This window comes from Amycolatopsis sp. NPDC003731 (genome assembly GCF_053586895.1).
This window is the reverse complement of record NZ_JBSFNC010000069.1, coordinates 1-21939: the sequence shown is the minus strand read 5'-3', so window position 1 is coordinate 21939 and position 21939 is coordinate 1. Positions and strand designations below refer to the sequence as shown.

At 71.0% G+C, this 21939-nt stretch carries 21 protein-coding genes; 7 read left to right on the top strand and 14 right to left on the bottom strand.

Annotated features, from left to right (window positions below; genetic code table 11):
• Positions 1 to 204 precede the first annotated feature (204 nt).
• From ACWDN5_RS26215 to ACWDN5_RS26180, 8 genes are all read right to left on the bottom strand, one after another.
• The gene (locus ACWDN5_RS26215) at positions 205 to 1005 is read right to left on the bottom strand and encodes a pentapeptide repeat-containing protein (RefSeq protein ID WP_449678129.1); all 801 of its coding nucleotides are present in this window, start codon (positions 1003 to 1005) and stop codon (positions 205 to 207) included.
• Positions 1006 to 1176: 171 nt separating this feature from the next.
• On the bottom strand, positions 1177 to 1641 hold the full coding sequence (locus ACWDN5_RS26210; RefSeq protein WP_449678128.1) for an AMP-binding enzyme: 465 nt from the start codon (positions 1639 to 1641) through the stop codon (positions 1177 to 1179).
• Positions 1642 to 2039: 398 nt separating this feature from the next.
• Positions 2040 to 2813, bottom strand: a complete 774-nt coding sequence (locus tag ACWDN5_RS26205; RefSeq protein ID WP_449678127.1) for a DUF2637 domain-containing protein — start codon at positions 2811 to 2813, stop codon at positions 2040 to 2042.
• A 239-nt stretch (positions 2814 to 3052) separates the two neighbouring features.
• On the bottom strand, positions 3053 to 3859 hold the full coding sequence (locus ACWDN5_RS26200) for an alpha/beta fold hydrolase (RefSeq protein WP_449678126.1): 807 nt from the start codon (positions 3857 to 3859) through the stop codon (positions 3053 to 3055).
• Positions 3856 to 4194: a DUF4387 domain-containing protein gene (locus ACWDN5_RS26195; protein WP_449678125.1), complete on the bottom strand. Its 339-nt coding sequence runs from the start codon at positions 4192 to 4194 to the stop codon at positions 3856 to 3858. Before ACWDN5_RS26195 ends, ACWDN5_RS26200 begins: the two co-directional genes overlap by 4 nt.
• Positions 4187 to 5551, bottom strand: a complete 1365-nt coding sequence (locus tag ACWDN5_RS26190) for an acyclic terpene utilization AtuA family protein (RefSeq protein ID WP_449678124.1) — start codon at positions 5549 to 5551, stop codon at positions 4187 to 4189. The genes ACWDN5_RS26195 and ACWDN5_RS26190 overlap by 8 nt, the downstream gene beginning before the upstream one ends.
• A gap of 5 nt (positions 5552 to 5556) precedes the next feature.
• Complete coding sequence (locus ACWDN5_RS26185; RefSeq protein ID WP_449678123.1) at positions 5557 to 6495, bottom strand: phosphoglycerate dehydrogenase; 939 nt, start codon at positions 6493 to 6495, stop codon at positions 5557 to 5559.
• A complete protein-coding gene (locus tag ACWDN5_RS26180) occupies positions 6492 to 7760 on the bottom strand; it encodes an MFS transporter (protein WP_310976745.1) in 1269 nt (422 codons plus the stop codon). The genes ACWDN5_RS26185 and ACWDN5_RS26180 overlap by 4 nt, the downstream gene beginning before the upstream one ends.
• A 95-nt stretch (positions 7761 to 7855) precedes the next feature.
• On the opposite strand from ACWDN5_RS26180, the gene ACWDN5_RS26175 reads away from it, so the two are divergent.
• On the top strand, positions 7856 to 8557 hold the full coding sequence (locus ACWDN5_RS26175; RefSeq protein ID WP_449678122.1) for a GntR family transcriptional regulator: 702 nt from the start codon (positions 7856 to 7858) through the stop codon (positions 8555 to 8557).
• Positions 8558 to 8561: 4 nt separating this feature from the next.
• On the opposite strand, the gene ACWDN5_RS26170 is transcribed toward ACWDN5_RS26175, so the two are convergent.
• From ACWDN5_RS26170 to ACWDN5_RS26160, 3 genes are read right to left on the bottom strand one after another with little or no spacing between them, the layout of a single operon-like run.
• On the bottom strand, positions 8562 to 10592 hold the full coding sequence (locus tag ACWDN5_RS26170; protein WP_449678121.1) for a hydantoinase/oxoprolinase family protein: 2031 nt from the start codon (positions 10590 to 10592) through the stop codon (positions 8562 to 8564).
• The gene (locus ACWDN5_RS26165; RefSeq protein ID WP_449678120.1) at positions 10589 to 12151 is read right to left on the bottom strand and encodes a hydantoinase B/oxoprolinase family protein; all 1563 of its coding nucleotides are present in this window, start codon (positions 12149 to 12151) and stop codon (positions 10589 to 10591) included. The genes ACWDN5_RS26170 and ACWDN5_RS26165 overlap by 4 nt, the downstream gene beginning before the upstream one ends.
• Positions 12148 to 13236 (bottom strand): tartrate dehydrogenase, encoded by a 1089-nt coding sequence (locus tag ACWDN5_RS26160; protein WP_449678119.1) that lies wholly within the window; start codon positions 13234 to 13236, stop codon positions 12148 to 12150. Before ACWDN5_RS26160 ends, ACWDN5_RS26165 begins: the two co-directional genes overlap by 4 nt.
• 87 nt (positions 13237 to 13323) lie before the next feature.
• Between ACWDN5_RS26160 and ACWDN5_RS26155 the strand changes: the two genes are divergently transcribed.
• The 3 genes from ACWDN5_RS26155 to ACWDN5_RS26145 all read left to right on the top strand — a co-directional run bounded on the left by ACWDN5_RS26155 (position 13324) and on the right by ACWDN5_RS26145 (position 16627).
• Positions 13324 to 14229, top strand: a complete 906-nt coding sequence (locus tag ACWDN5_RS26155; protein ID WP_449678118.1) for a LysR family transcriptional regulator — start codon at positions 13324 to 13326, stop codon at positions 14227 to 14229.
• Between the two features lie 529 nt (positions 14230 to 14758).
• Entirely contained in the window at positions 14759 to 16015 is a 1257-nt protein-coding gene (locus ACWDN5_RS26150) for a cation:proton antiporter (RefSeq protein WP_449678117.1), read from the top strand.
• Positions 16016 to 16153: 138 nt separating this feature from the next.
• Entirely contained in the window at positions 16154 to 16627 is a 474-nt protein-coding gene (locus tag ACWDN5_RS26145; RefSeq protein WP_310976757.1) for a YbaK/EbsC family protein, read from the top strand.
• A gap of 11 nt (positions 16628 to 16638) precedes the next feature.
• Here ACWDN5_RS26145 and ACWDN5_RS26140 read toward each other — a convergent pair whose 3' ends face one another.
• From ACWDN5_RS26140 to ACWDN5_RS26130, 3 genes are all read right to left on the bottom strand, one after another.
• Positions 16639 to 17946, bottom strand: coding sequence for an APC family permease (locus ACWDN5_RS26140; RefSeq protein ID WP_449678116.1), 1308 nt, complete (start codon positions 17944 to 17946; stop codon positions 16639 to 16641).
• A 36-nt stretch (positions 17947 to 17982) separates the two neighbouring features.
• The gene (locus ACWDN5_RS26135; RefSeq protein ID WP_310976761.1) at positions 17983 to 18606 is read right to left on the bottom strand and encodes a response regulator transcription factor; all 624 of its coding nucleotides are present in this window, start codon (positions 18604 to 18606) and stop codon (positions 17983 to 17985) included.
• A 102-nt stretch (positions 18607 to 18708) separates the two neighbouring features.
• The gene (locus ACWDN5_RS26130; RefSeq protein WP_449678115.1) at positions 18709 to 19260 is read right to left on the bottom strand and encodes an Lrp/AsnC family transcriptional regulator; all 552 of its coding nucleotides are present in this window, start codon (positions 19258 to 19260) and stop codon (positions 18709 to 18711) included.
• A 237-nt stretch (positions 19261 to 19497) separates the two neighbouring features.
• Between ACWDN5_RS26130 and ACWDN5_RS26125 the strand changes: the two genes are divergently transcribed.
• From ACWDN5_RS26125 to ACWDN5_RS26115, 3 genes are all read left to right on the top strand, one after another.
• A complete protein-coding gene (locus ACWDN5_RS26125) occupies positions 19498 to 19662 on the top strand; it encodes a hypothetical protein (RefSeq protein ID WP_449678114.1) in 165 nt (54 codons plus the stop codon).
• 97 nt (positions 19663 to 19759) lie between these two features.
• Positions 19760 to 20788, top strand: coding sequence for a HesA/MoeB/ThiF family protein (locus tag ACWDN5_RS26120; protein ID WP_449678113.1), 1029 nt, complete (start codon positions 19760 to 19762; stop codon positions 20786 to 20788).
• The coding region (locus ACWDN5_RS26115; protein ID WP_449678112.1) for a hypothetical protein at positions 20778 to 21939 on the top strand (1162 nt) is incomplete at its 3' end. The genes ACWDN5_RS26120 and ACWDN5_RS26115, both read left to right, overlap by 11 nt.

Here is a 21939-nt window from a genome sequence, read left to right as displayed (position 1 = left end):
CCAGCGGAGCCTTTTGGGCGCCGACTTCGCGCGGCTCGGGGCCACCGCCGAGCGGATTGTCGAAATCCTGGGACTGCCGACCGAGGTCTTCAAGCGCCCTCAAGGCTGACCGACCAGACAACGAAGTCGGCGGCGACGTCCACACCGAGGCTGTTCGGCTGGACGGCGGCATCCGGATGGCTCCGCGCTGAGCATGAGCGCTGGCTAGCCTCGCGTGATCCCGGGGTACTGTCCTTCAGTCAGACAAAAGGGTTGCGGTGGGATTTTCAGGATCTTCGGGTTGTCCAGCTGCTTCGGGTCGACCAACGCATCGCTGATGCCCGAGTCCTTCCAGTCGACACCCGAGAGCTGCGCCCCGACCAGGTTCGCGTACTTGAGGTCACTACCGACGAATCGGGCTGCGGTCAAGAAGGCTTCACGGAGATCGGTGTTGGCGAGCACCGCACAAGTAAAATTCGACTGAATGGCACTCACGCGGCCAAGATTGGCACTCAAGAGGTAGGCGCCTGTAAAATCGGCACCGGTCAGTTCCGAGCCACTCAGATCGGAGCCGGCGAAGTACGCTCGTACGAAATCCATACCCACGAGGTCAATCCCGGAGAGGCAGGTGAAACGCAGGTCTACCGAGTATTCGTAAGCCCTCGTGTCGGGCCTGAGGTTGTTGTGGCCAATCACCCCCACAGCGGCCCGAACGTCTTCGGGTACGCGTTTCCCTTCGGTGCAACCGGAGACCGGCGCGTGCTCGCGAACAAACGATGCCAGGTACTTCAGGATCTTGGGACGATACGGTGGCGAGGCCTGCATGAGATCTTCCAGAGCGTGGATCCCACCCTGCCTGACGTCGATGCTGCCCTGGTTGCCCAGTTGCTGTACAGCGCGGTCGAACCGTTCGTCCAGCTGCCCTCGCCGGGCGATTTCCACCTGCTCCTGGCTGGCTTGAGCCGACCTGTCACTCGCCTCGGCAGAGCGCCAGCTGATGGCCACCGCGGCCGCCGCGACGATCACGGACAGGAAGCTGATGACGAGACTCCACCGATCCCGCCTTCCTGCGCGTTTCGTTGTCCGGTGCCGCTTCCGCGGCACAGAAGAACCATTTCTTCCCCGAACGCTCGACCTACGCGCGGCGCGACGACGGTTCTTGTTCCGTCGTTTGTTTGTCGCGGACATGGCCGACGATTATGCCGCATGAACCACGGCAACCCGGCACCGGCCAGCTTCTAAAACCTGGTCGTCCTCGGCTGCGTCGAGCAAGGCCTGCACTTCCGGCCTGCTGACCTTCATCGACGGGGTGCGCGGCAGTTCGTTCACGATCTTGACGACAGCGAGCACCTGGTACCGCGCCAGCCGATCAGCAAGCCAATCCTGCAGCTCGGCGGCTCCCCACTCGGCGCGCAGCGTCACCGCGGCCACCGGGACCTCACCCAGCCGCTCGTCGGGAATCCCCACCACCGAAGCTTCGCCCACCGCGGGATGGACCCGCAGCGCCTCCTCGAGCACGCTCGGCACGATCTTGAACCTGCCCCAGTTGAGGGCGTCGTCCGCGCGGCCGTGGATGAACGAGAAACCGTCCTCGTCGAGACTCGCCAGGTCGGTCGTGCACTCCCCGCCGTCGACGGACAGCTGTGGTCCCCGGGCCTCCAAGATCCTGGTCACCCCGGCGGGCGCCGGCCGTCACACCGTCCGCGCCGAAACAGAGCGCGAACTCACGTCCGTGATGGTACGAGGCATCCACCGCGCCAAGCACAACCAAACCGCTGCACACGCACTGGATGGACAGAGCAAGGTCTTGAGCAAGCACTCCCTGAGCTGCCTCACGGTCACACGTCACGTAGTGGCCTCCTCGTCCTCGGTGTGTCCGTCACCGAATATCGCCTGGACAAGGCGACACGGCCCGGTATTTGCAGCCCGAGCGGAGCTCGAGAGCGCACGGACGCGACGACTGACCGCGTCACGAGCAGACACGGCCCCCAACCCATGACCGACGAAACGACCTTGCCCGGCATCATTTGACACCATCCGAAACCTCAAGATCACGAATCTTAACCAGCGGGTTCCGGCACCTTCACCGTTCCCTCTGCTGTCGCTTTGTCAGCCAAAGCCAGCTGGCGCGCTGCCAACACCGCCGATGCTGGGCATCCGTCAGGCCCGCGACCGGTGGTACGCCAGCGTCGGAGAACCCGACGTCCGTAGTTGTTCGTGCCTGCGACACGATCCAGCTCCGCGCCGGTCGGCGTTCGCCCCGCCGCCTGCTCCTCCAGGTAAAACGCCCACATCCGTTCCTCAGCCGACTCGCCCGACACAGCCTGTTCAATGTCCGCGGGCCCCACGATCGGTCGCGGCGGCTCGACGTCGTCAACGTCGCTCCGGCCACGTTCTTGACTAGGGCGTGCGTCTGACTGCTGCTCGCTGCGCCTGTGCCGCTTCAGCGCCCTGTTCAGTAGTTCCACCGCCAAGAGCAGCGCAAGCGGCGGGCAAGCCGCCACCACGACCGAGAATACCGTCAGCCGCGGCGCCGAGCCGATGTTCGCGCACAAGGACAGCGAGATGCCGAACCCGAACGCCGTCCACGCTGCCCATCGTCCACCACCGCGCCGGCCTTCGGTCGGCTTCCACAGCTCCACCGTCGCCGTCGTCAGCAGGCCGTCCACGATCAACGGCCAGATCGCCGCAGTCGAACTGTCAGCACCAAATCGCAAAGCGAACTCGCGACCATGCCGATACGACGCGTACGCCGCACCCAACGCGACCAACGTCGTGCATACGCACTGTACCCACAGTGACACGTCGCTACTCTCCGACCTTGATGACGTCATGAAGCGCCGCCTCGACGATGCCGTTCAATCACGACCGAACTGCAAACCTGCAGCTCACGACCCCTTTGGCCCCGTGAAGTTGCTGACGGAACCGCGCCGGGGGCACTGGCGATCACCTGGAGAAAACGGCCCCTGACCAGGCAGAACCTGGGCGGGGGCCGGTGTCGTTTGCTGGCGGTGTCCGGGGCTGTCCGGCCGTCAGCCCGCCCAGTCGAGAGCCTTCTCATCAGTGAACTGGCTCATCCGGGCAGCAAGCCGGTGAAGAACTCGATGATCGGTGGTCGTGTTCCCGCTGCGCTGTGGCCCACTCCCGGGACCACGATCTGCTGGACCGCCGTGCCGTGCCGGGCCAGGGTTTCGGCCAGGCGGTTGAGCTGCTCCGGGCGGCTGTGGCCGTGGTCGCCCATGGCGGCCAAGTCGGCTCGGCCGTCGTCGTCGCCTCCGATGATCAGGAGGACCGGGATCCGGGCGATCGCGGCCGGGTCCACCGTGATTCCGAACCGCTGCCGGGTGTCGGCGATGCCCTCCGGCCAAGCGAGTGAGTCGTCGAGCAGGGTCACTCCGCCCGGTGCGCCGATCGCGACGGCGATCACTCGGTCCGGGTGGAGGTACAGGAAGCGGTGGGCGAACTGGCCGCCGCCGGAATGTCCGCACAGCAATACTTTTCCGACGCGGGCGTTCCACCGGATCCGGACCTGCTCCAGGATGTCGAGCAGCACCACGTCGAACCGGATTCCGTGGGCGTCGACGACCTTGTAGTCGTGCACGTCGTCGGGGTCGTCGATGCCGACCGGGAACAACGGCGTCACGACGATGACCTGGTGCTGTTCGGCGAAGGGGATTAGCCCCTCACGCAGTTCGCCGACGCTGCGGCCGGTGCCGTGCACGGCCACCAGGACGGGCAGCTCCGCCTCCGGCGTCCAGCTCGTGGGGATGTAGGCGCAGTAACTGCACCTCGGCTCGTTCGGTGCGGCGAAGAACGGGGTGCGCTTGGTGAGCAGCCGGCGGCCGGGGTGCTCCGGCGGCAGGTCTTCGACGCGGATCACGGCGTGCGGTTTCGCCGGCCGGCCGGCACCACCAGCCGCGCCAGGGGTACGTGGTGCTGGCCCGCGTGCATGTCGCGGTCCCGCACCGAACCCTGGCCCACCGGCCGCGGGAACGAGATCTTCACGACGTTCAGCGACGGGATCCGGAAGATCCGGATCGACCCCTCGTCCACCCGGTACAGCGCCGCGATCACGCGCTCGTTCAGGAACGTCTCGTCCGCCGCCACGCGGTAGCCGTCGGCGTCGCGCAGGAACAGTTCCATCGTCACCCAGAACGGGCCCGCGTTCTTCGACCGGACTTCGTGGGACAGGTCCGCCAACGTGGTGTCAGGCACGGGTTTTCTCCTCGAACTCGAGCCGGAACAGGTCCAGCGGCGCGCAGTCGACCACGTGGTTGAGCACGAACTCGTACGCCGCCCCGCGCTCGACCTCGGCGGGGGACGACGGGAACGCGAAACTTGGCAGGTAGTCCATCGCCGGGGTCGGCAGGTGCAGCATCAGCGGGTTGGCGATCTTGGCCACCGCCGTCGCCGTCGGCTGGTCGGGGGCGTTGACCAGCAGCATCACGCCGACCTCGCGCGGCGGCCCGGTTTCGGGTTCGAGCTCGCCCAGCACCGCGTTGTGGCCGTACAGCCGGAGGTCGAACGCGTACTCGTCGGCGGCCAGGCCCAGTGTCCCGGCCACCCGTTGGGTGATCAGCGTGCGCATCAGCGCCGCCCACTCGTCGATGCCGGCCAGGACCAGGGGGTCGCGGATCGCCGAGAACGACATCGTCTCGTACCCGCTGATCCGGGCGCCCTCCAGCTTGATCGTGTACTGGTCGGCGACGTGGAACCGGGAGCCGGTGACGCGGACGGTGCGGTCGTCGACGGCCGTGTACACCGCGTCGCGGACGTCGAGCGTGCCGTCGGGTTCGCGCATCTCGAACGGGTCCGCCGTCTCGTAGAGCATGTGCGCGGCCACCAGGATCGGGGTGCAGGCCGCGCCCGGGTCGAGCGGTTCGATGGTGAAGCCGTCCGCGTCGATGGTGGCCAGGACGCCGCCCGCGCGCGGGTTATCGGTGCACTGGCCGCCGCACTCGACGATCTTGGCCGCGTGCCACGTCGGCCCGGCGGGCATGCCCATCATCAGCGGATAGGCCGCCGCGACCGCCGTGTCGGTCGCGCGGCCGGCGAGGACGACCTGGGCACCCGCGCGCAGCGCCTCGACGATCGGCTCGTGCCCCATCGCGCCGACGATGTGCGTGCAGCTTTCGAGGGTTTCCGCGTCGAGCTCTCCCAAGGGCGGCAACGGGTGCACGCGACCCGCGTCGAGGTGTTCCTTCAGCGCGGCCGCGTCCTGTTCGCTGTAGATCTTCGCGACCTCGAGGTCCAAGCCCTCCTCCGCGAGCACTTCGGCGGCGATCCCGGCGACCCAGTCGACGCCGGCGTCGGTCCCGCTCGTCCCGCACGAGCCGACGATCACCGGGATACCGGCGCCCGCGGCGGCGGTGAACAGGCTGCGCAGGTCGCGCGCCACGGCCTTGGCGGTCGTCTTGGCCGTCGCGGCACCGAGGTAGTACGGACCCGAGTCCGTGGACCCGCCGTCGATGCTGATGACGTCGGCGCCCAGGGCGATGCCGCGCTCGACCGTCGCGTGGTCCCAGCCCGCCCCGAGCATGCCGCTCGGGGCCAGCACACGCACTTTCTCCATGTCCCTCACAACTCTCCGTTCACCACGTGCCGGGCCCGGCCTTCCAGGGCCGCGACCAGCTCTTCGGCCCCGCGCAGGCCGGCGGCCCGGCGCGCTTCGGCGGTCTGCCCGGCCAGGTGCGAGTAGACGACGATGCCGTCCACGCCTCGCAGCGGGCTATCCGCCGGCAACGGCTCTTCGCCGACGACGTCGAGCGCCGCACCCGCGATCTCGCCGGACCGCACCGCCGCCACGAGCGCCTCTTCGTCGACGATCGCTCCCCGCGCGGTGTTGACCAGCACCGCGGTCGGCTTCATCCGCTTGAACGCCAAGGCGTCCAGCAGTCCGCGGGTCCGGTCGGTCAGCGCCGTGTGCACCGATACATAGTCCGAAGTGGACAGCAGCTCGGCCAGCTCGACGACCCGGACGTCCGGGTCCCGCACCCCGGTGGCGCAGACGACGGTCATCCCGAACGCGCGGGCCAGCGGCACCACCGCCCGCGCCGCGGCGCCGTACCCGATGAGCCCGAGCGTCGACCCGCGCAGCTCGTGCCCGTCCTCGCGCGGCCACTCCCCCCGCGCCACGCCGGAAGCCGACTGCACGAGCCGCCGTGCCGCGGCGAGCAGCAATCCGAGGGTGTACTCGGCGACGGCGTTGGCGTTGACGCCGGGTAGGTTGCTGACACTGATCCCCTGCCGGGCCGCGGCTTCGACGTCGATCGAGTCGTACCCCACGCCCGTCCGGACGACGACCCGCAGCCGCGGCGCCCGCGCCAGGACATCGGCGGACAGCGGCTCGTTGGCCACCAGCGCCGCGTCGATCCGTTCGAGCGCGGCCACGAGCTGTCCGGGATCGCGCTTGCCGGTCATCGGCAGGTGCACGGTGTCCAGCCCGGCCTCGCGCAGGTACACGTCGACGTCGTCGCCGGGGCGCAGGTAGTCGGTGGTGATCAGGACCCGCTTCACAGGACCCGCCCGTCGGTCCGGCGGCGCTGCAGCTGGGCCACGCGCGCCACCAGGAGCACCGCGACCGCGGTGACGACCGCGATGTCCAGCAGCAGGAACGGCCACCCGGTCACGTCGACCATGCCGCCGACCAGCGCCGGCCCGAGGAACCCGCCGCCGGCCCAGCCGACGGTGTACAACCCGGTGTAGGTCCCGAGCACGCGGGCCGACGGCGCCAGGTTCCACAGGACCACCGCCATGTTGACCATGAACGCCGACGCGCCCGCGGCCGCCACGCACATCGCGACGACCGTGCCGGCCGGCGTCCGGACGAGGGTGCCGAGCACCATCGCCGCCGCGAACACGGCCATCCCGATCAGGATCACCCGCAGGCGGCCGAAGCGTTCGGCGAACAGGGCGACCGGGTAGGCGGCCGCGATGAACGCGAGTCCGCTGGGGAGGGTGAGGCCGCCGGCGTCGCCGCGGGACATGCCCAGGGCTTCCATGCCGTAGTTGGTGATGAGGGAGCGCGAGGCGAACCACGCGCTGCCGAACGCGAGCACCGCCGCGATGACCAGCAGCCGGCTGCGGTCGGTGTCGCGCACGATGTCCAGCAGGACGTCCCGCATCCGCACACGAGGCGTGTTCTCGGTGTGCCCGGCGCGGTCCTCTTCGAGTGCCGCCTGGTACGCCGGGGACTTGCTGTCGCGCACCCGCCAGGCGAGCACGCCCACCGACACCAGCATCAGGACGGCCGGGATCGCGAAGGACAGCTTCGGGAAGTCGTCGATGAGGAAGATGCTGATCAGCGCGGCGACGATCACCGTGATGCTGGAGGCGATCTTCACCGCGGCGTTGGCCCGGCTGCGCCGCTCGGGCCCGATGTAGTCCGGGAGCAGGGATTCGGCGATCGGCTTGAACGAATTCGCGACGAGCGCGTAGCCGAACATGACCAGGATCAGCAGCGGCAGCGAAACCGCGGCGTGCGGGATGGCCACGAACAGCACGGCCGCCACCGGCATGCCGACGACCAGGTACGGGATGCGCCGGCCCCACGCGGTCCGGGTCCCGTCGGAGCGGTTGCCCATCCACGGCTGGATGAAGATGCCGAGCAGGTTGTCCATGCCCATCAGCGCGCCGATGAGCGCGGCGCTGCCGACGTGCTCGCGCAGCAGCGGCGGAACCTGCGAGTCGTAGAGGTTCCACGTCGACTCCTGCGCGAAGACCGCCAGAGCCACGAAGAACGTGATGCGTCCCGTCCGGACGCGCGGGGTGGTCAACGTCATCGTCGGCCCCTTCCTCGACCAATGTCCGCCACCGTACTTTTGCTATAGCAAGATGGTCAAGAGTTGCAAATTAGTTTTGCCGTAGACTCGGACCCATGCTGGGTGAAGCACTGACCACCGACACGCTGGCCGATCGCGTGTACCGCGCGATCCGCGACGCGATCACCACCGGCGAGCTACGCCCCGGCCAGAAGGTCACCGAGCGCGGGTTCGCCGAGCAGCTGTCGGTCAGCCCGACGCCGGTGCGCGAAGCCATCCGGCGGCTCGAACAGGACGGCCTCCTCGAACGGTCCGGCCCGCGGACGGTCAAGGTGGCGATGTTCGGCGGCGTCGCCGTCCAGGACCTCGCCGAGGTCGAGGTCGGCCTGCGCGGCATGGTGGCCCGCTTCGCCGCGCGGCACGCGACGCCCGAGCAGCTGGCCGGGCTCGACGCGATCCTCGACGAGGCCGACGACCTGCTCATCCTCGTCAAGCAGCGCCACGAGTCCGGCCAGGACGTCGAGAAGCACGTCGGCCGGCTCTTCGACGCCATGCAGCGCTTCAACGCCCTCGTCGAGGCGTGCGCCGGCAACCCGGTGCTCGTCCGCCTCCTCGACCAGACCCGGGTGTTCTCCCGCCCGGAGCGGCGCGCGCGGGTGCTCGAACGCGTCAGCGCGGACGACACGTTCGGGCTGGACCGCTACGCCACCCATCGCCGGCTCGTGCGGGCCCTGCGTGCCGGCGACTCGGCGGCGGCCGAGGCGCTCGTGCTCGAAGACGCCCGCGGCGGGCTCGCCGACCTGCTCGCGGGCTCCTGAGGCCTCATCCGACGTCCACGAAGAGCGTCAGGTCGTCGCCGACGCGGAGGCGGCAGCCCGGTCCGAAGGAGCAGGACGACTCCCGTTCCTCGAACACGGCGGGTCCGGTGAGCTCGGTGCCCGGCCGCAGCCGGTAGCGGTCCCAGACCGCGGCGCGCAGCCGGCCGTGGCCGGGGAAGTACACGTCCCGCTCGCCCCGCCGCGGGTCGCCGTCGACGGGTTCGCACCCCAGCTCGACGTCGGGCCCGGGCAGCCGGGCCGTGAGCCGCCAGTTGACGACCTCCACGGGCCCGTCCAGCGTCCGCCCGAACGCCGCGCGGTACGTGTCTTCGAAGGCGCCCCGGAGCCCGTCCCCTTCGGGCAGCTCGACCTCGATCTCCGAACCTTGTCCCAGGTAGCGCAGGTCGGCTGAGCGCCGCAGGCTCGCGCCGGGGCCGAGCACTGCCGTGGCCTGCCCGGCCATTTCGGCGTACAGGACATCGACGCGATTCCAGTCCACTTCGGACAACGGCGAGGGCAGGCTGCGCGCGAGGTCGACCGTCGGCGCGGCGACGAGGAAGCCGTACGCCGACATCACACCGGCCCGCATCGGGACGATCACCCGCGCGATCTTCAGCTGCTTCGCCAGGCCGTAGGCGTGGACGGGGCCCGCGCCGCCGAACGCCACCAGCGCGAACCCGGCGGGGTCGCGGCCGTGCTCGGCCAGGTGCATCCGCGCGGCGGCGGCCATGCTCGCGGTGGCGACCTCAATGATGCCGGCGGCCGCGCCGGTCTCGTCCAGGCCCAGCGGGTCACCCACGTCCCGGGCCACCGCCTTGTGCACCTCGTCGGTGCGCAGGCGCATCTCACCGCCGAGGAAGGCGTCCGGGTCGAGGTAGCCGAGCACGAGGTCGGCGTCGGTGACGGTCGGCTGCTCGCCGCCGCGGCCGTAGGCGACCGGCCCCGGTACGGACCCGGCGCTGCGCGGGCCGACCTTGAGCAGGCCCAGCGCGTCCGGCGCGGCGATCGACCCGCCGCCCGAGCCGATCTCGATCAGTTCGACGACGGTCAGCTTCACCGGCAGGCCCGAGCCGGGCTTGAACTTGTCGACGCGGCCGGCTTCGAAGTCGTGCTTGCGCCGCGGCGCGCCGCGGCTGACGATCGCGATCTTCGCCGTGGTGCCACCCATGTCGAACGACAGGACGTCCGGCTCGCCGGCCCGGCGGGCCACCGCGGCCGCGGCGATCGCTCCCGCCGCAGGGCCGGATTCGAGCAGCCTCACCGGGAACGCCTTGGCGTCGTCGAGGGTCGTGACGCCGCCGCCGGACAGCATGACGTGCAGCGGCGCGTCGATGCCGAGCTCGGTGAGGTCGGCCCGCAGCGCGTCGAGGTAGTGCGCCACCAGCGGCTGGACGTAGGCGTTGAGGCACGCGGTGCTCGCGCGCTCGTACTCCCCGAGCATCGGCGTCACGGCGCTGGACAGCGTGACCGGCAGATCCGGGTGGGCGCGCGCGAGCAGCTCGCGGACCCGGCGTTCGTGGCGGTCGTCGCGGTACGAGTGCAGCAAGGCGACGGCCACCGCCTCGACGCCGTGCGCCAGCAAGTCCGCTACCTGCGCCGAAACGGCGTCTTCGTCGAGGGGCGCCACCTCGGTGCCGTCGGCGGCGAGACGGCCCGGCACGCCGCGGCACAGGTGGCGCGGAACCAGCGGGGGCGCCGGGCGGGCGTGCAGGTCGGTCGGGTCGAACCGGATCTCGCGAGCCATCTCCAGGGTGTCGGTGAAGCCCTCGGTGGTGAGCAGGCCGACGACCGCGCCGGTGCGTTCGAGCAGCGTGTTCGTCACCAGCGTCGTGCCGTGGACGACGCCGGCGACATCGCCCGGTTCCGTCCCGGTCTCGGCCAGCAGCCGGGTGATGCCCGCGGTGATCGCGTCGTGCGGCGCGTGCGAGGTGGTGGGCAGCTTGCCGGGCCAGGTCAGGCCGCGGGCGGGGTCGTGCAGCAGCAGGTCGGTGAACGTGCCGCCGACGTCCACGCCGATCCGGGCGGTGCGGCTCATCGGCTCGCCTCCGGTGTGCCGTAGCCGCCGCCACCGGGGAACGAGATGACGACCGAAGCGCCGGGTGCCAGCTGTGAAATCGACTTCAGCGGGACGCGCTCGCCGGTGTCCAGCACGACCTGGGCGGTGGCGCCGGGCCCACCGCCGTCGATGCCGAGCGCCGGGTGCCGTTCGCGGTCACCCAGCAGCACGAGCTGCACCGGACGCCTGGTCGGGTTGTGCACTTCGACGTCCTGGCCGAGCCCGCCGCGCCGGCGCCCCTCGCCACCGGATCCCTCCCGCAGCTCCTTGCGGACGAACCGCAGCGGAGACGCGACCTCCATCGCTTCGACACTGCCGCTGCCGGAGTTGGTCGGGAACGCGGTCGCCGAAAGGCCGTCCTGGTCCCGCGACGCGCCCATGCCGGCGTTGGCGAACAGCATCTGCGCGAAGGGACGGCCCGCGTCGTCGACCCCGGCGAACCGGACCCGCAACGCGGGCGCTCCCCCGCTGTCGGCGATGACGCGGTTGGGCAGCACCGGCGCCAGCGCGCGGTAGATGGCGCAGGAGAGCAGGTGCCCGGTGAGGTGCCGCGCGACGACCGGCGCCGGGAACCGCGGGTTCACGATCGTGCCTTCGGGCGCGGTCACGGTGATCGCCCGGTAGGAGCCCCAGTTGGTGCGGGTGGCCGGGTCGAGCAGGATCTTCAGCGGGTACACCGAATACGCGCGGGTGTAGTTGAGCGTGGAGTTCGTCGGGAACGGGACCTGCGGGGAGCTGCCGGTGTAGTCGATCCCGATGGTGTCGCCGCTGATCGTGACCGCGCACTCGATGTGCGTCGGATGCCCCTCGACGCCGTCCGCGTCGACACCGGCGCGGTAGCCGCCGTCGGGCAGCTCGCGGATCGCCGCGCGCATCGCGGTCTCGGTCATCGCGTGCACCTGGTCCGCGAACTCGTCGAAGCCGTCCTCGCCGAAGTCCTCGAGGAACTCCTGGGCGCGCCGGCGGCCGACCGCGTGCGCGGCGGCCTGCGCTTCGAGGTCACCCCACAGCTCGTCGGCGAGCCGGACGTTGGCCAGCAGCAGGTCCTTGACGCTCCGCTCGACGCGCCCGGCGCGGAACAGCCGCAGCGGCGGGATCAGCAGGCCCTCCGACATCAGGTCGGTGGCGGCGAGCGACGGCGTGCCACCGATGTCGGGCGAGTGCGCGGCGGTGCCGGTGAAGGCGACGAGCTCGCCGCGGTGGAAGACCGGCGCGAGCATGGCGATGTCGGGCAGGTGGCCGGTCGCGATCCACGGGTCGTTGGTGATGACGGCGTCGCCGTCCTGCCACTCCTCGGCCGGGAACCGGTGCAGCACCAGGGAAGTCAGGGAGCTCATCAAGGCCGCGAAGCCGGGGATGCCGGCCCGCGACTCGGCCATCGTGCGGCCGCGGCGGTCCAGCAGGACGACCGTGTAGTCGTTGGACTCGCGGATGATCGTCGAGAACGCGGTGCGCAGCATGGCCGACGCGGCCTCGTCGGTCGCGGCGGCGAGCCGGTCCCAGCGGACCTCCAGGCCGATCGGGTCGAAGCCGCTCACGCCGGCACCCGCTCCCCGACGGCGATCCGCTCGGCGATCGCCGTGCCGAGCCCCTCGGTCGTCCCCGCGCCGCCGAGGTCGGGGGTGAGCACGGCCGGCTGCTCGTCGAGAACGCTTTCGATCGCGGCGACGACCCGCGCGGCCGCTTCGGGTTCGCCGAGGTGGTCGAGCATCATCGCGCCGCTCCAGATCTGCCCGACGGGGTTCGCGATCCCCCGCCCGGCGATGTCGGGGGCCGAGCCGTGGACCGGCTCGAACAGGCTCGGCCAGGTGCGCTCGGGGTTGATGTTGGCGCTCGGGGCGATGCCGATCGTGCCGGTACACGCGGGCCCGAGGTCGGAGAGGATGTCGCCGAAGAGGTTGCTGGCCACGACGACGTCGTACTTCTCCGGGCTGAGCACGAACTTGGCGGCGAGGATGTCGATGTGGTCCTTGTCCGCGGCGACGTCCGGGTAGCGGGCGGCCATCGCGGCCGCGCGCTCGTCCCAGTAGGGCATCGAGATGGAGATGCCGTTGCTCTTGGTGGCCCAGGTCAGGTGCCGGCGCGGCCGGGTGGCGGCGAGGTCGAAGGCGTAGCGCAGCACGCGGTCGACGCCGACGCGGGTCATCACCGTCTCCTGCAGCACGGTCTCCCGGTCGGTGCCCTCGAAGATGCGGCCGCCGATGCTGGAGTACTCGCCTTCGGTGTTCTCCCGGACGACGAGGAAGTCGATGTCGCCGGGCCCGTGGCCGCGCAGCGGGGCGCGCACGCCGCGCAGCAGCCGGACCGGCCGCAGGTTGACGTACTGGTCGAAGCCGCGGCGGAACTTCAGCAGGCTGCCCCACAGCGACACGTGGTCGGGCACGGCGTCCGGCCACCCGACCGCGCCGAAGAAGATCGCGTCGAAGCCGGCGAGGACGTCCTGCCAGTCCGGTGGCAGCATCTCGCCGTGCTCCAGCCAGTACGCGGCGGAGGCGAAGCCGAACTCGGTGAACTCGAGACCGAAGCCGTGGACTTCGGCGGCGGCGCGCAGGCAGCGCAGGCCTTCCGGGACGACCTCGCGCCCGATGCCGTCGCCGGGGATGACCGCGATGCGGTGGGTCACGAGCCGCTCCTTCGTCGGGGTCCCTCCACTGTGGGCGGCGGCCGGGCGCCCCGGCAAGGTCGCGGGCGGCAACCTATCCTTTCTGCCATGGAAAGACTGGACGACCTCGCCTTCTTCCACGTGGTCGCCGTCAGCGAGACGCTCACGGCCGCCGCGCGCGAGCTGGACGTCTCGCTGCCGGTGGTCAGCAAGCGCCTGAAAGCCCTCGAACAGCGCCTCGACGTCCGGCTGGTGCACCGCGGCGCGCGGCGGCTGACGCTGACGTCCGAAGGCCGGCTCTACGCCTCGCGCGTCGAGGCGATCCTGGACCAGGTGCGCGAGCTCGACGAGCTGGTCAGCCACGGCTCCGGCGACCTGACGGGCTCGATCGTGGTCCAGGCGACGCTCGGGCTCGGCCGGGCGCACGTCGCGCCGCTGGTCGGCGAGTTCACCGCGCGGCACCCGCGGTTGCGCGTCCAGGTGCACACCTCGGCGCTGCCGCTGCGGCCCCACCGGCGCGAGTTCGACCTGGCCGTGCACGTCGGCGCGCCACCGGATTCCACCCTGCGGATGCGCCGGCTGGCGCGCAACCGCCGGGTGCCGTGCGCGGCACCGTCCTACCTGGACCGTCGCGGGACGCCCGAGCGGATCGAAGACCTGGCCGGGCACGACTGCATCGTGCTGCGGGAGAACGAGGGCGACTTCGCCGTGTGGCGGTTCGGCGGGGCCGCACAGCCGCGTCAGGTGCGGGTGCACGGCAGCCTGTCGAGCAACGACGGCGACATCGTGACCGACTGGGCGCTGCGGGGCCGAGGGATCGTGATGCGCTCCGAGTGGCAGGTCCGGGCGCACCTGGACAGCGGCGCGCTGGTGCGAGTGCTGCCTGGCGTACCGACACCGCCCGCCGACATCTACGCCCTCCTGGGCGACGACGTCCACGTGCCGCGGCGGACCAGCGAGCTGATCACCCACCTCGCGGCCCGGTTGCCGGAGCGGATCGCTTCCGCCTCGTGAGGGGCAACCCCTCCGCGACCGGCCAGACCGCGCCGGACCGTGCCGACCGCGGCCCAGGCCTGGTGGGCTTCTTGCGTTCCGGGCGCGTTGCCGACCACAGGGCCTGGTCCACGGTGACGCCCAGCGCGCGTATTCCGTCCACTGTGGAGGGACTGCCGATCCCGTGGCGGCCGCTGCCAGGTCGCGGGCCGTCATGCCGGCCGTCCACGGGACGCTGTGGTCGCGGAAGCGATCGTGGGAGCCACGTTCTTCTGCGTCGAAGACGGAGGTTCGCCGGCTGTCCCTTTTTCCGGGCATGACGGCTGACGGGCGGATCCGGCACCTCTCTGAATGAATCCGTGAACCGGCCCCTCGGGCAATTTCAGGTACTCGTGCGCGCGGGTCAATTGACGCTCGTCGAGCCGTCGTGCCACCGTGATATTGAGCGTTGCCGTCGAGATGGCACCGGCTGACTGGGGGTTTCCGCATGTCCATTGCCGCGGCAGCGGCGGCTGCTCCGATCAATGCGCACCAATTGCTCGTCTTCCTCTTGCAAATCGGTGTTCTGCTCGGCTGCGCGGTGCTGCTCGGCCGGATCGCCGGCCGGTGGGGGCTGCCGGCCCTCGTCGGTGAGCTCGCCGCCGGGGTTTTGCTGGGGCCGTCGGTGTTCGGCAGCGTGCTGCCCGGCGTCTCGGCCTGGCTGCTGCCCACCGATCCGGGGCAGGCGCACCTCACCGGCGCCGTCGCGCAGGTAGGAGTACTGCTGCTCGTCGCGATCACGGGCGCGCACATCGACTTCGACCTCATCGTGCGCCGCCGCCGGGCCGTCGGGCTGGTGAGCCTCGGCAGCATCACGCTGCCCCTGGCGCTCGGCCTGGCGCTGGGCTTCCTCCTGCCGGACGCGCTGATGGCACCGGGCGTCGGACGCCCCGTGTTCGCTCTCTTCGTCGGGGTCGCGATCGCCGTCAGCGCCCTGCCGGTGATCGCCAAGACGCTGCTGGACATGCGCTTGCTGCACCGCGACGTCGGGCAGATGATCATCGGCGCCGCGGCGATCAGCGACGTGGTCGGGTGGCTCCTGCTGTCGGTGGTGTCGGCGGCGGCGGTGGTCCGGGGCAGCCTCGACGCCGGGGCGCTGGCGCTGTCCGTCGGCGTCCTGCTCGCCGTCGTCGCCGCGACGCTGGTGGCGATGCACCTGCTCCGACGGCGGGCGGCCCGGGCCGGGGAAGCGGCCCGGCGCGGTATCGGCGTCACCGTCATCGTCGTGCTGGTCGCGCTGGCCGCGGCCGGCACCCACGCGCTGGGCATGGAGCCGATCCTCGGGGCGTTCCTGTGCGGACTGCTCATCAGCTCCTCCGGGGCGGCCGCGCGCAGGGTGCTGGACTCGTTGCGGCCGTTCGTCGTCGCGGTGCTCGCGCCGTTGTACTTCGTCACGGCGGGGATGCGGGTCGACCTCGCGGCGCTGGGCCACCCGCCGGTGCTGATCGCCGCCGTCACGACGATCCTGGCCGGGACGCTCGCCAAGCTGGCCGGCGGCTACGCGGGGGCCCGGCTGTGCCGCTTCGATCGCACCGAGTCGCTGGCCATCGGAGCGGGACTCAACGCCCGCGGCGTCGTGGAGATCGTGGTCGCGACCGTCGGTTTGCAGCTCGGCGTGCTGACCGACGCGACGTACACCATCGTCGTCCTGCTGGCCGTGGTGACGTCCATGGTGGCGCCGGCCACCCTGCGGTTGACCATGCGCCGGACCACGAGCACGCCCGCCGAGCGGGATCGGGAACGCGATTTCGCCGGTAGTTCCGGGTGATCCGGCGCGTCGTTCCCGCCGTCGCGGGCGAGCCGATAAGGTGGCTGCCGTCAATTCCGAGTGGTCGGCTCAAAGGATTCCGGTCGGTTGATCGAACGGTTTCCGGTGGCCGATGCCCCTGTTTCCGAAGGAATTTCGATGAGCACCCCGCACGAGCGAGTGATCGACTACCTGACCGATGCCGGAATCCCGTTCGAGGTGATCGAGCACCCACCGGCCGCCTCGGCCGAGGAATACAGCCGCGTCGTCGGCTCGCAACTGAGCCAGCAGGCCAAGGCGCTCCTGCTTCGCCGGTACAAGCGCGAAGGCGGCAAGGACCTGATCATCCACGCGCTGCCGGGTGATGCGCGGGGCGATCTCGGCGAGCTTGCCGGGCCCCTGCAGGCCAAGCGGCTCCGGCTGGCCAGCGTCGCCGAGCTCGAGGCCGCGACCGGGTGCCACTTCGGGGAGCTGCCCTCCATCGGCTCGATCTTCGACCTGCCGCTGAGCGTCGACGCCCGGTTGCTGGAGCAGGACCGCGTGTTCTTCAACGCCGGCCGCCTCGACCGTTCGGTCGTGGTGAACCTCAACGAGGTCAGCAGGATCGAAGCGCCGATCGTCGTCGGGGCGTGAGCCGCGGCCGGTCAGTTCCGGCGCGGTGCCTCGGGAACCGCCGGCGAGCCCGCCCGGCCGTACCGGCGCCGGAGCAGGGCCGTGCCCAGCAAGCCCGCCACCAGCCACGCGGTGCCGGCGACGATGCCGGTCGGCCCGGTGCCGATGACGAACAGCGAGCACAACACCAGCGCGACCACCGGGGTCAACGGGTAGAGCGGGGTGCGGAACGCCGCTTCGGCGCCCCGGCGGCGGGCGGCGAACAACGCCACCACCGCGCCGACCGAAGTGATCATGTACAAGAACCCGGTCGCCGCCACCGCGAACTCCAGGTCGGAGAACACGGTCAGGCAGATCTGGCTGCCGCCGGCGAGCAGGATCGCCACCCAGGGCACCCCTCGCGCGTTGCGCCGCGCCACCACCCGGGGCATCCGGTCGTCCCTCGCCAGGACGAACGCCGCCCGGGAAATCACGATGACGAACGCGTTCACCGTCGCCGTCAGCGCCACGACGATGATGACGTTGACCCCGGTGATCCCGGCGGGCCCCAGCAGCACCGCCGCGGCGTCGGCCACCGGCGTCGCGGTGCCGCGAAGCCGGTCGGACGGCAGGACGCCGTTGATCACCACCAGCAGGCCGATGTACAACACGAAAACGATGGCCAGGCTGGCGAAGATGGCCCGCGGGATCGTGCGCTGCGGCCGGTCGATCTCCTCGGCGGCCACGACCACCGCGTCCCAGCCGAGCAGGGCGATGAACCCGACGACGGCCGCGGCGACGATCCCGTACCAACCGTGCGTGACGAAGGGCGTGAAGTGGCGCGCGTCGACGTTGGTGCCGCCGATGACGATGAACACGCCGAGGAAGAGCACTTCGACGAGCATGATCACGAACTGCAGGCGGCCGGACACCTTCAGCCCGAACAGGTTCACCACGACGATCACGGCGGTCAGCACGACGGCGCCCGAGGTCGCCGGGATCGCCGGGACGAGCAGGTGCAGGTGCTCGCCGAAGCCCCGGCCGACGAACGCGGCACCGGACGCCCAGGCGCCGACGTTCGCCCAGCCGACCACGGTCGCCACCCAGCCCGGCAGGTGCGCCTTCGCGTAGGCGTACTGCCCGCCGGAGTCCCCGTGCAGGGAACTGAGCTCGGCGAAGCACATCGCGAGGCTGAGTGAAGACAGAAAGGCCAGGAGGAAAGCCACGATCACGGCGGGACCGGCCAGCGCGCTCGCGGTGCCGCTCAGGACGAAGATGCCGGCGCCGACGACGCCCCCGACCCCGATCGCGGTGGCCTCGCGCAGGCCGATCTTGCGCCGCTCGACGACGGCAGAACCCATTTCCCCCAGCCCCCTTGACAATTCACGAAGCCAGCCTCATCGTGCCCCCGGGTCAAGCGAAGATATCACACCGGATCGCAGGATATGCGAGACCAGATGCACCCGGTTCGGCGAGTGAAACTGATTCAGCAGCGTCGAAACGTGGCGCTTCACGCCGTGGATCGATATTCCGAGCCGGTTGGCGATCTCCTTGTTGCTGGCGCCCGTCACGAGCATGTTGAGCACTTCGGTCTCACGCGCACTGAGGTGTTCCAGGCGCGGCGGCGGATCCACGCTGTGGTTGCGCGCGCGGTCGAGCAGGTACGCCGCGATCGGCTCGGGGATCACCAGCCGTCCGTGCAGCACCTGCGTCAGCGCGTCCCGCAGCGACCCCGGCGTGAGGTCGCGCTGGAGCAGGTACCCGTTGGCCCGCCTGCTGGTGGCGACGTCGAGGGAGCCCGGCTGTGCGGCCGCCGCGATGACGATCACCGGCCGCAGCCGGTCCAGTGAAATCCCGGCCCGTTCGGCGTTCATCAGGGTCGTGGTGGAGATCAGCGTGACGTCAGTATCGACGTCGCCCGTGCCGATCTCGGTGACGGCCGAGGCGCGGACGCCCGGGATCGCGTCGGTGATGGCGAGCAGCCCGCGGCGGAGCACCTCCTGTTCTTCGACGATGAGCACCCTGGTTCCCGCGGGCAACGGCGGCGCCGGCCCACGGTCCATGACAACCCCCACGTGTCCTCCCGGTCGCGCTTCCGGTCTGCGGTTCCCCCCGGTGAGCGTTCAGCGCCTGCTGCTCCAGCGCGGCTCGCCCGGGCGAGCGTGCCCGTTCCCGGCGGGCGAGGCCGGTCGTGCTTTCCCGTTCCCCGGGCCGCGGTCGGACGCCGGCTGGACCACGGTGGCCCGCGCGTGCTCGAAGACGACGCTCGTGTAGACGTCGGCGATCTCCGGTCGCTGGGTCAGGCGGTCGAGCACGAAGCCGTAGAGGTCGCCGGTGTCGCCGACCGCGATGTGGATGACGAAGTCGTGGTCGCCGGAGGTGACGAACACCCCGAGCACCTCGGGCAGTTTCATGATCCACACCCGGAACTGGTCGATCACGCGGCGCGAAGGCGGGCGGATCTTGACGAACACGAGCGCCTGGACCCCGCGGCCGATGGTCCGCAGGTCCACCGCCGCGTGGAAGCCGGTGACCACGCCCCGGTCGAGCAGCGCGCGCACGCGTTGCAGGGACGTCGAAGGCACCACGTGCGTCGCCTTCGCCAGCTCGCGATTGGTCTGCCGGGCGTTGCGCTGTAGCTCTCGCAGCAACGCGAGATCCAGTTGGTCGTACACCTTCCGGTCCCCCTGTGCAGCCTCGGGCATCGGCACCACCCGTTGCCCTGTCCCCAAAGGCCACGCACACCGAATGTTTCGCGATCGGCTCACCGGTGGGTCCCCCGCCGAACGAATGACGTGAGTTGGGCGGTGTGCGTGGACTCTCCTGCTGTCCCATGAAACCATAGTTCGCGGCCGATCAGGGAGCGCTGTCGGCCCGGAAAACCGCTGTGGGGCAAAGATCTTCGCCAGGCCGTGGCCGGGTACCGGCCTGCCCTCGGCCGCTCCGCGCAGGACGCGTCGGAGCGGATTTCGTTCCATCGAACGGAAACCAGGCAGGAGAGGGGGTGGACCGACATGACCGTCGAGCGCATCGAGGAAGAAGGCCTCGTCAAGGAGTGGCACGCCAACCAGATCTGACCGGGAAACACCCGGACCGGTGCACGGTTCTCGTCGTGCACCGGTCCGGCAGGGCCGGAAAGCGCATCCGGGAACGGGGCATTCGAAAGGAATCAGCGTGCGAAACCCCCGAGTCAAACCTTTCCTCCGGGTCTACCGCCGCGAGGGGGAACCGCACCTGTTCCTCGGCCTCGGCCCGAGCAAGATCCGCGTCACCGACCCCACCGACGAAATCGTCGAATTCGTGGTGGGCCTCGACGGCAGTGCCACCAGCGAGCAGCTGGCGACCCGGTACCCCGATGCGGACAAGTGGCTGGCCGCGCTCGAGGCGGCGGGTGCCCTCGAGGACGCGGCGGCGGACCCCGGCCTCGCCCCGGAGCTCGCCGAGCGGTGGAGCAGGCAGATCAACTACCTGCGGCTCTTCGACCGCGAAGACTGGACCGGCTTCGACGGCCAGCAGCGGCTGGCCGACGCCCGGGTCGTGGTGGTCGGCGCCGGAGCGGGCGGGACGACGCTGGTGCGGCTGCTGGCCGCGGCCGGGATCGGCCGGCTCGAATCGGTCGACTTCGACACCTTCGCCCTGGACAACCTCCCGACGCACGCCACGCTCGACGAGGAGGACGTCGGTGTGCGCAAGGTCGAGGTGCTGCGGCGTCGGCTCGCGCGGCAGAACTCCCGGCTCGAGTTCACCCCGCACCAGCGCACGGTCGCCTCGGCCGACGACCTCGCGGAGCTGATCGATGGAGCCGACTTCTTCATCCACGCCTTCGACCGCCCGCGCGAGCACGCCGCCCGGTGGTCCAGCGACGCCAGCATGGCCACCGGTGTTCCGCTGACCTCGATCGGTGCCACCGATCGCGGAGCTCGCGTGGGGCCGACGATGATCCCGGGCCGGACCCCGTGCTGGGACTGCGTCGGCATCCACGGGCTGGACATCCTGCGGCCCGAAGAGACGGCCTGCCTGACCGGAGCGACCGTGGCCATGCTGGCGGGCATCGCGGTCAACGAGGTGATCGGCGAGATCTCCGGCGCGAAGGAGGCCGCCACGGCCGGGCGCAGCCTCTACATCGACACCGGGCGGCTGACGTTCACGTTCGACGACTACACCAGCCGGCCCGGTTGCGCGTGCGCCACCTATGGCCGCTGAGGACGGCGGCTGGCGAGCGCCGGCCCGGACCTGGCTGCCGACGGCGTTCGGGTCCTCCATGCTCGTCCTGGAGATCCCGGTCGCCGCGGCCGCGGTCGCCCGCGGGGCCGGCGGCGCGGCCGGGCTGGCCGCGTTCGGCGTCTCGCTGGCGGTCCTGGTCGTGGCCAACTCCCCCGCGCTGGCCATCACGCCGCTGGTCGTGAGCGACGCCGACCACCAGCCGAACCGCCGCACCTTCGGCTACGCGCTCGGTGTCGGCGTCCTCACCGCGGTGGTCCTGGCGTTGCTGGTCACCGTTCCCGCTCTGTTCACGCTGGTGCGGATGGCGACGAACCTGCCGGACGGGATCGCCGCCCAGGTCCGCACCTGCCTGCTCGCGCTCGCCCCCGCGTCGGTCGCGGTGGCCGTGCGGCGGTACTTCCACGGCCGGCTCATCGCGGCCCGGCGCACGGCGGGCATCTCGGTGGCCACCGCGGGCCGGCTGGCGTTGTCCGCCTGCGCCGCCTGGGCGCTCGTCCTGGTGCTGCCGGACGCCGGCGCGGCCGTCGGCGGCATCGCCCTGACCGCCGGTGCCGCCACTGAAGCGGCGATCCTCGGCGCCGCCGTCGCCCGGCTGCGGCAACCCGTGACCGCGCCGGGTGCCGGCCTCGGCGCGCTGGTGCGTCGGCACGCGGCCCTGACGAGCACGCGCGCGCTGAACATGGCACCGCAGCTGATCACGACGATGGCCGTGGCGCGCTCGGCACTGGCCGAGCCGTCCTTGATCGTCTGGCCGGGCCTCTACGGCCTGCTCGCGCTGTTCACCGGGCCGACCAGCGACCTGGAGTCGGTCGTGGCCGGCCACCTCCGGCACGGCGGGCACCCGCGCGACGCCCGCCGGCTGACTTGGGGACTGGCTCTCGGTTTCGCGGCGCTGTACGCCGTTGTCGTGCTCAGCCCGCTCGGCCGCGGCTACCTCGGCGGCCTGCTCGGCACCCCGCCGGACGCGACCGCGCTGGGCCTGCGGTGGGCGCCGCTGGCGATCGTGGTCCCGGCGTTGTGGGTGCTTCGGACGGGATTGCGCGGGTTCATCATCGCCCGGGGGCGTGCGGCCGGGCTGCTCTCCGGCGTCGCCGCGCACGCCGTGGCCCTCACCGGCGTGGCGGCGGCCC

Excerpts from the sequence above, each read along its gene's own strand:
- ACWDN5_RS26205 (WP_449678127.1), bottom strand. The coding sequence starts at position 2,813 with ATGACGTCATCAAGGTCGGAGAGTAGCGACGTGTCACTGTGGGTACAG.
- ACWDN5_RS26190 (WP_449678124.1), bottom strand. The coding sequence starts at position 5,551 with ATGGAGAAAGTGCGTGTGCTGGCCCCGAGCGGCATGCTCGGGGCGGGC.
- ACWDN5_RS26180 (WP_310976745.1), bottom strand. The coding sequence starts at position 7,760 with ATGACGTTGACCACCCCGCGCGTCCGGACGGGACGCATCACGTTCTTC.
- ACWDN5_RS26175 (WP_449678122.1), top strand. The coding sequence starts at position 7,856 with ATGCTGGGTGAAGCACTGACCACCGACACGCTGGCCGATCGCGTGTAC.
- ACWDN5_RS26170 (WP_449678121.1), bottom strand. The coding sequence starts at position 10,592 with ATGAGCCGCACCGCCCGGATCGGCGTGGACGTCGGCGGCACGTTCACC.
- ACWDN5_RS26155 (WP_449678118.1), top strand. The coding sequence starts at position 13,324 with ATGGAAAGACTGGACGACCTCGCCTTCTTCCACGTGGTCGCCGTCAGC.
- ACWDN5_RS26145 (WP_310976757.1), top strand. The coding sequence starts at position 16,154 with ATGAGCACCCCGCACGAGCGAGTGATCGACTACCTGACCGATGCCGGA.
- ACWDN5_RS26140 (WP_449678116.1), bottom strand. The coding sequence starts at position 17,946 with ATGGGTTCTGCCGTCGTCGAGCGGCGCAAGATCGGCCTGCGCGAGGCC.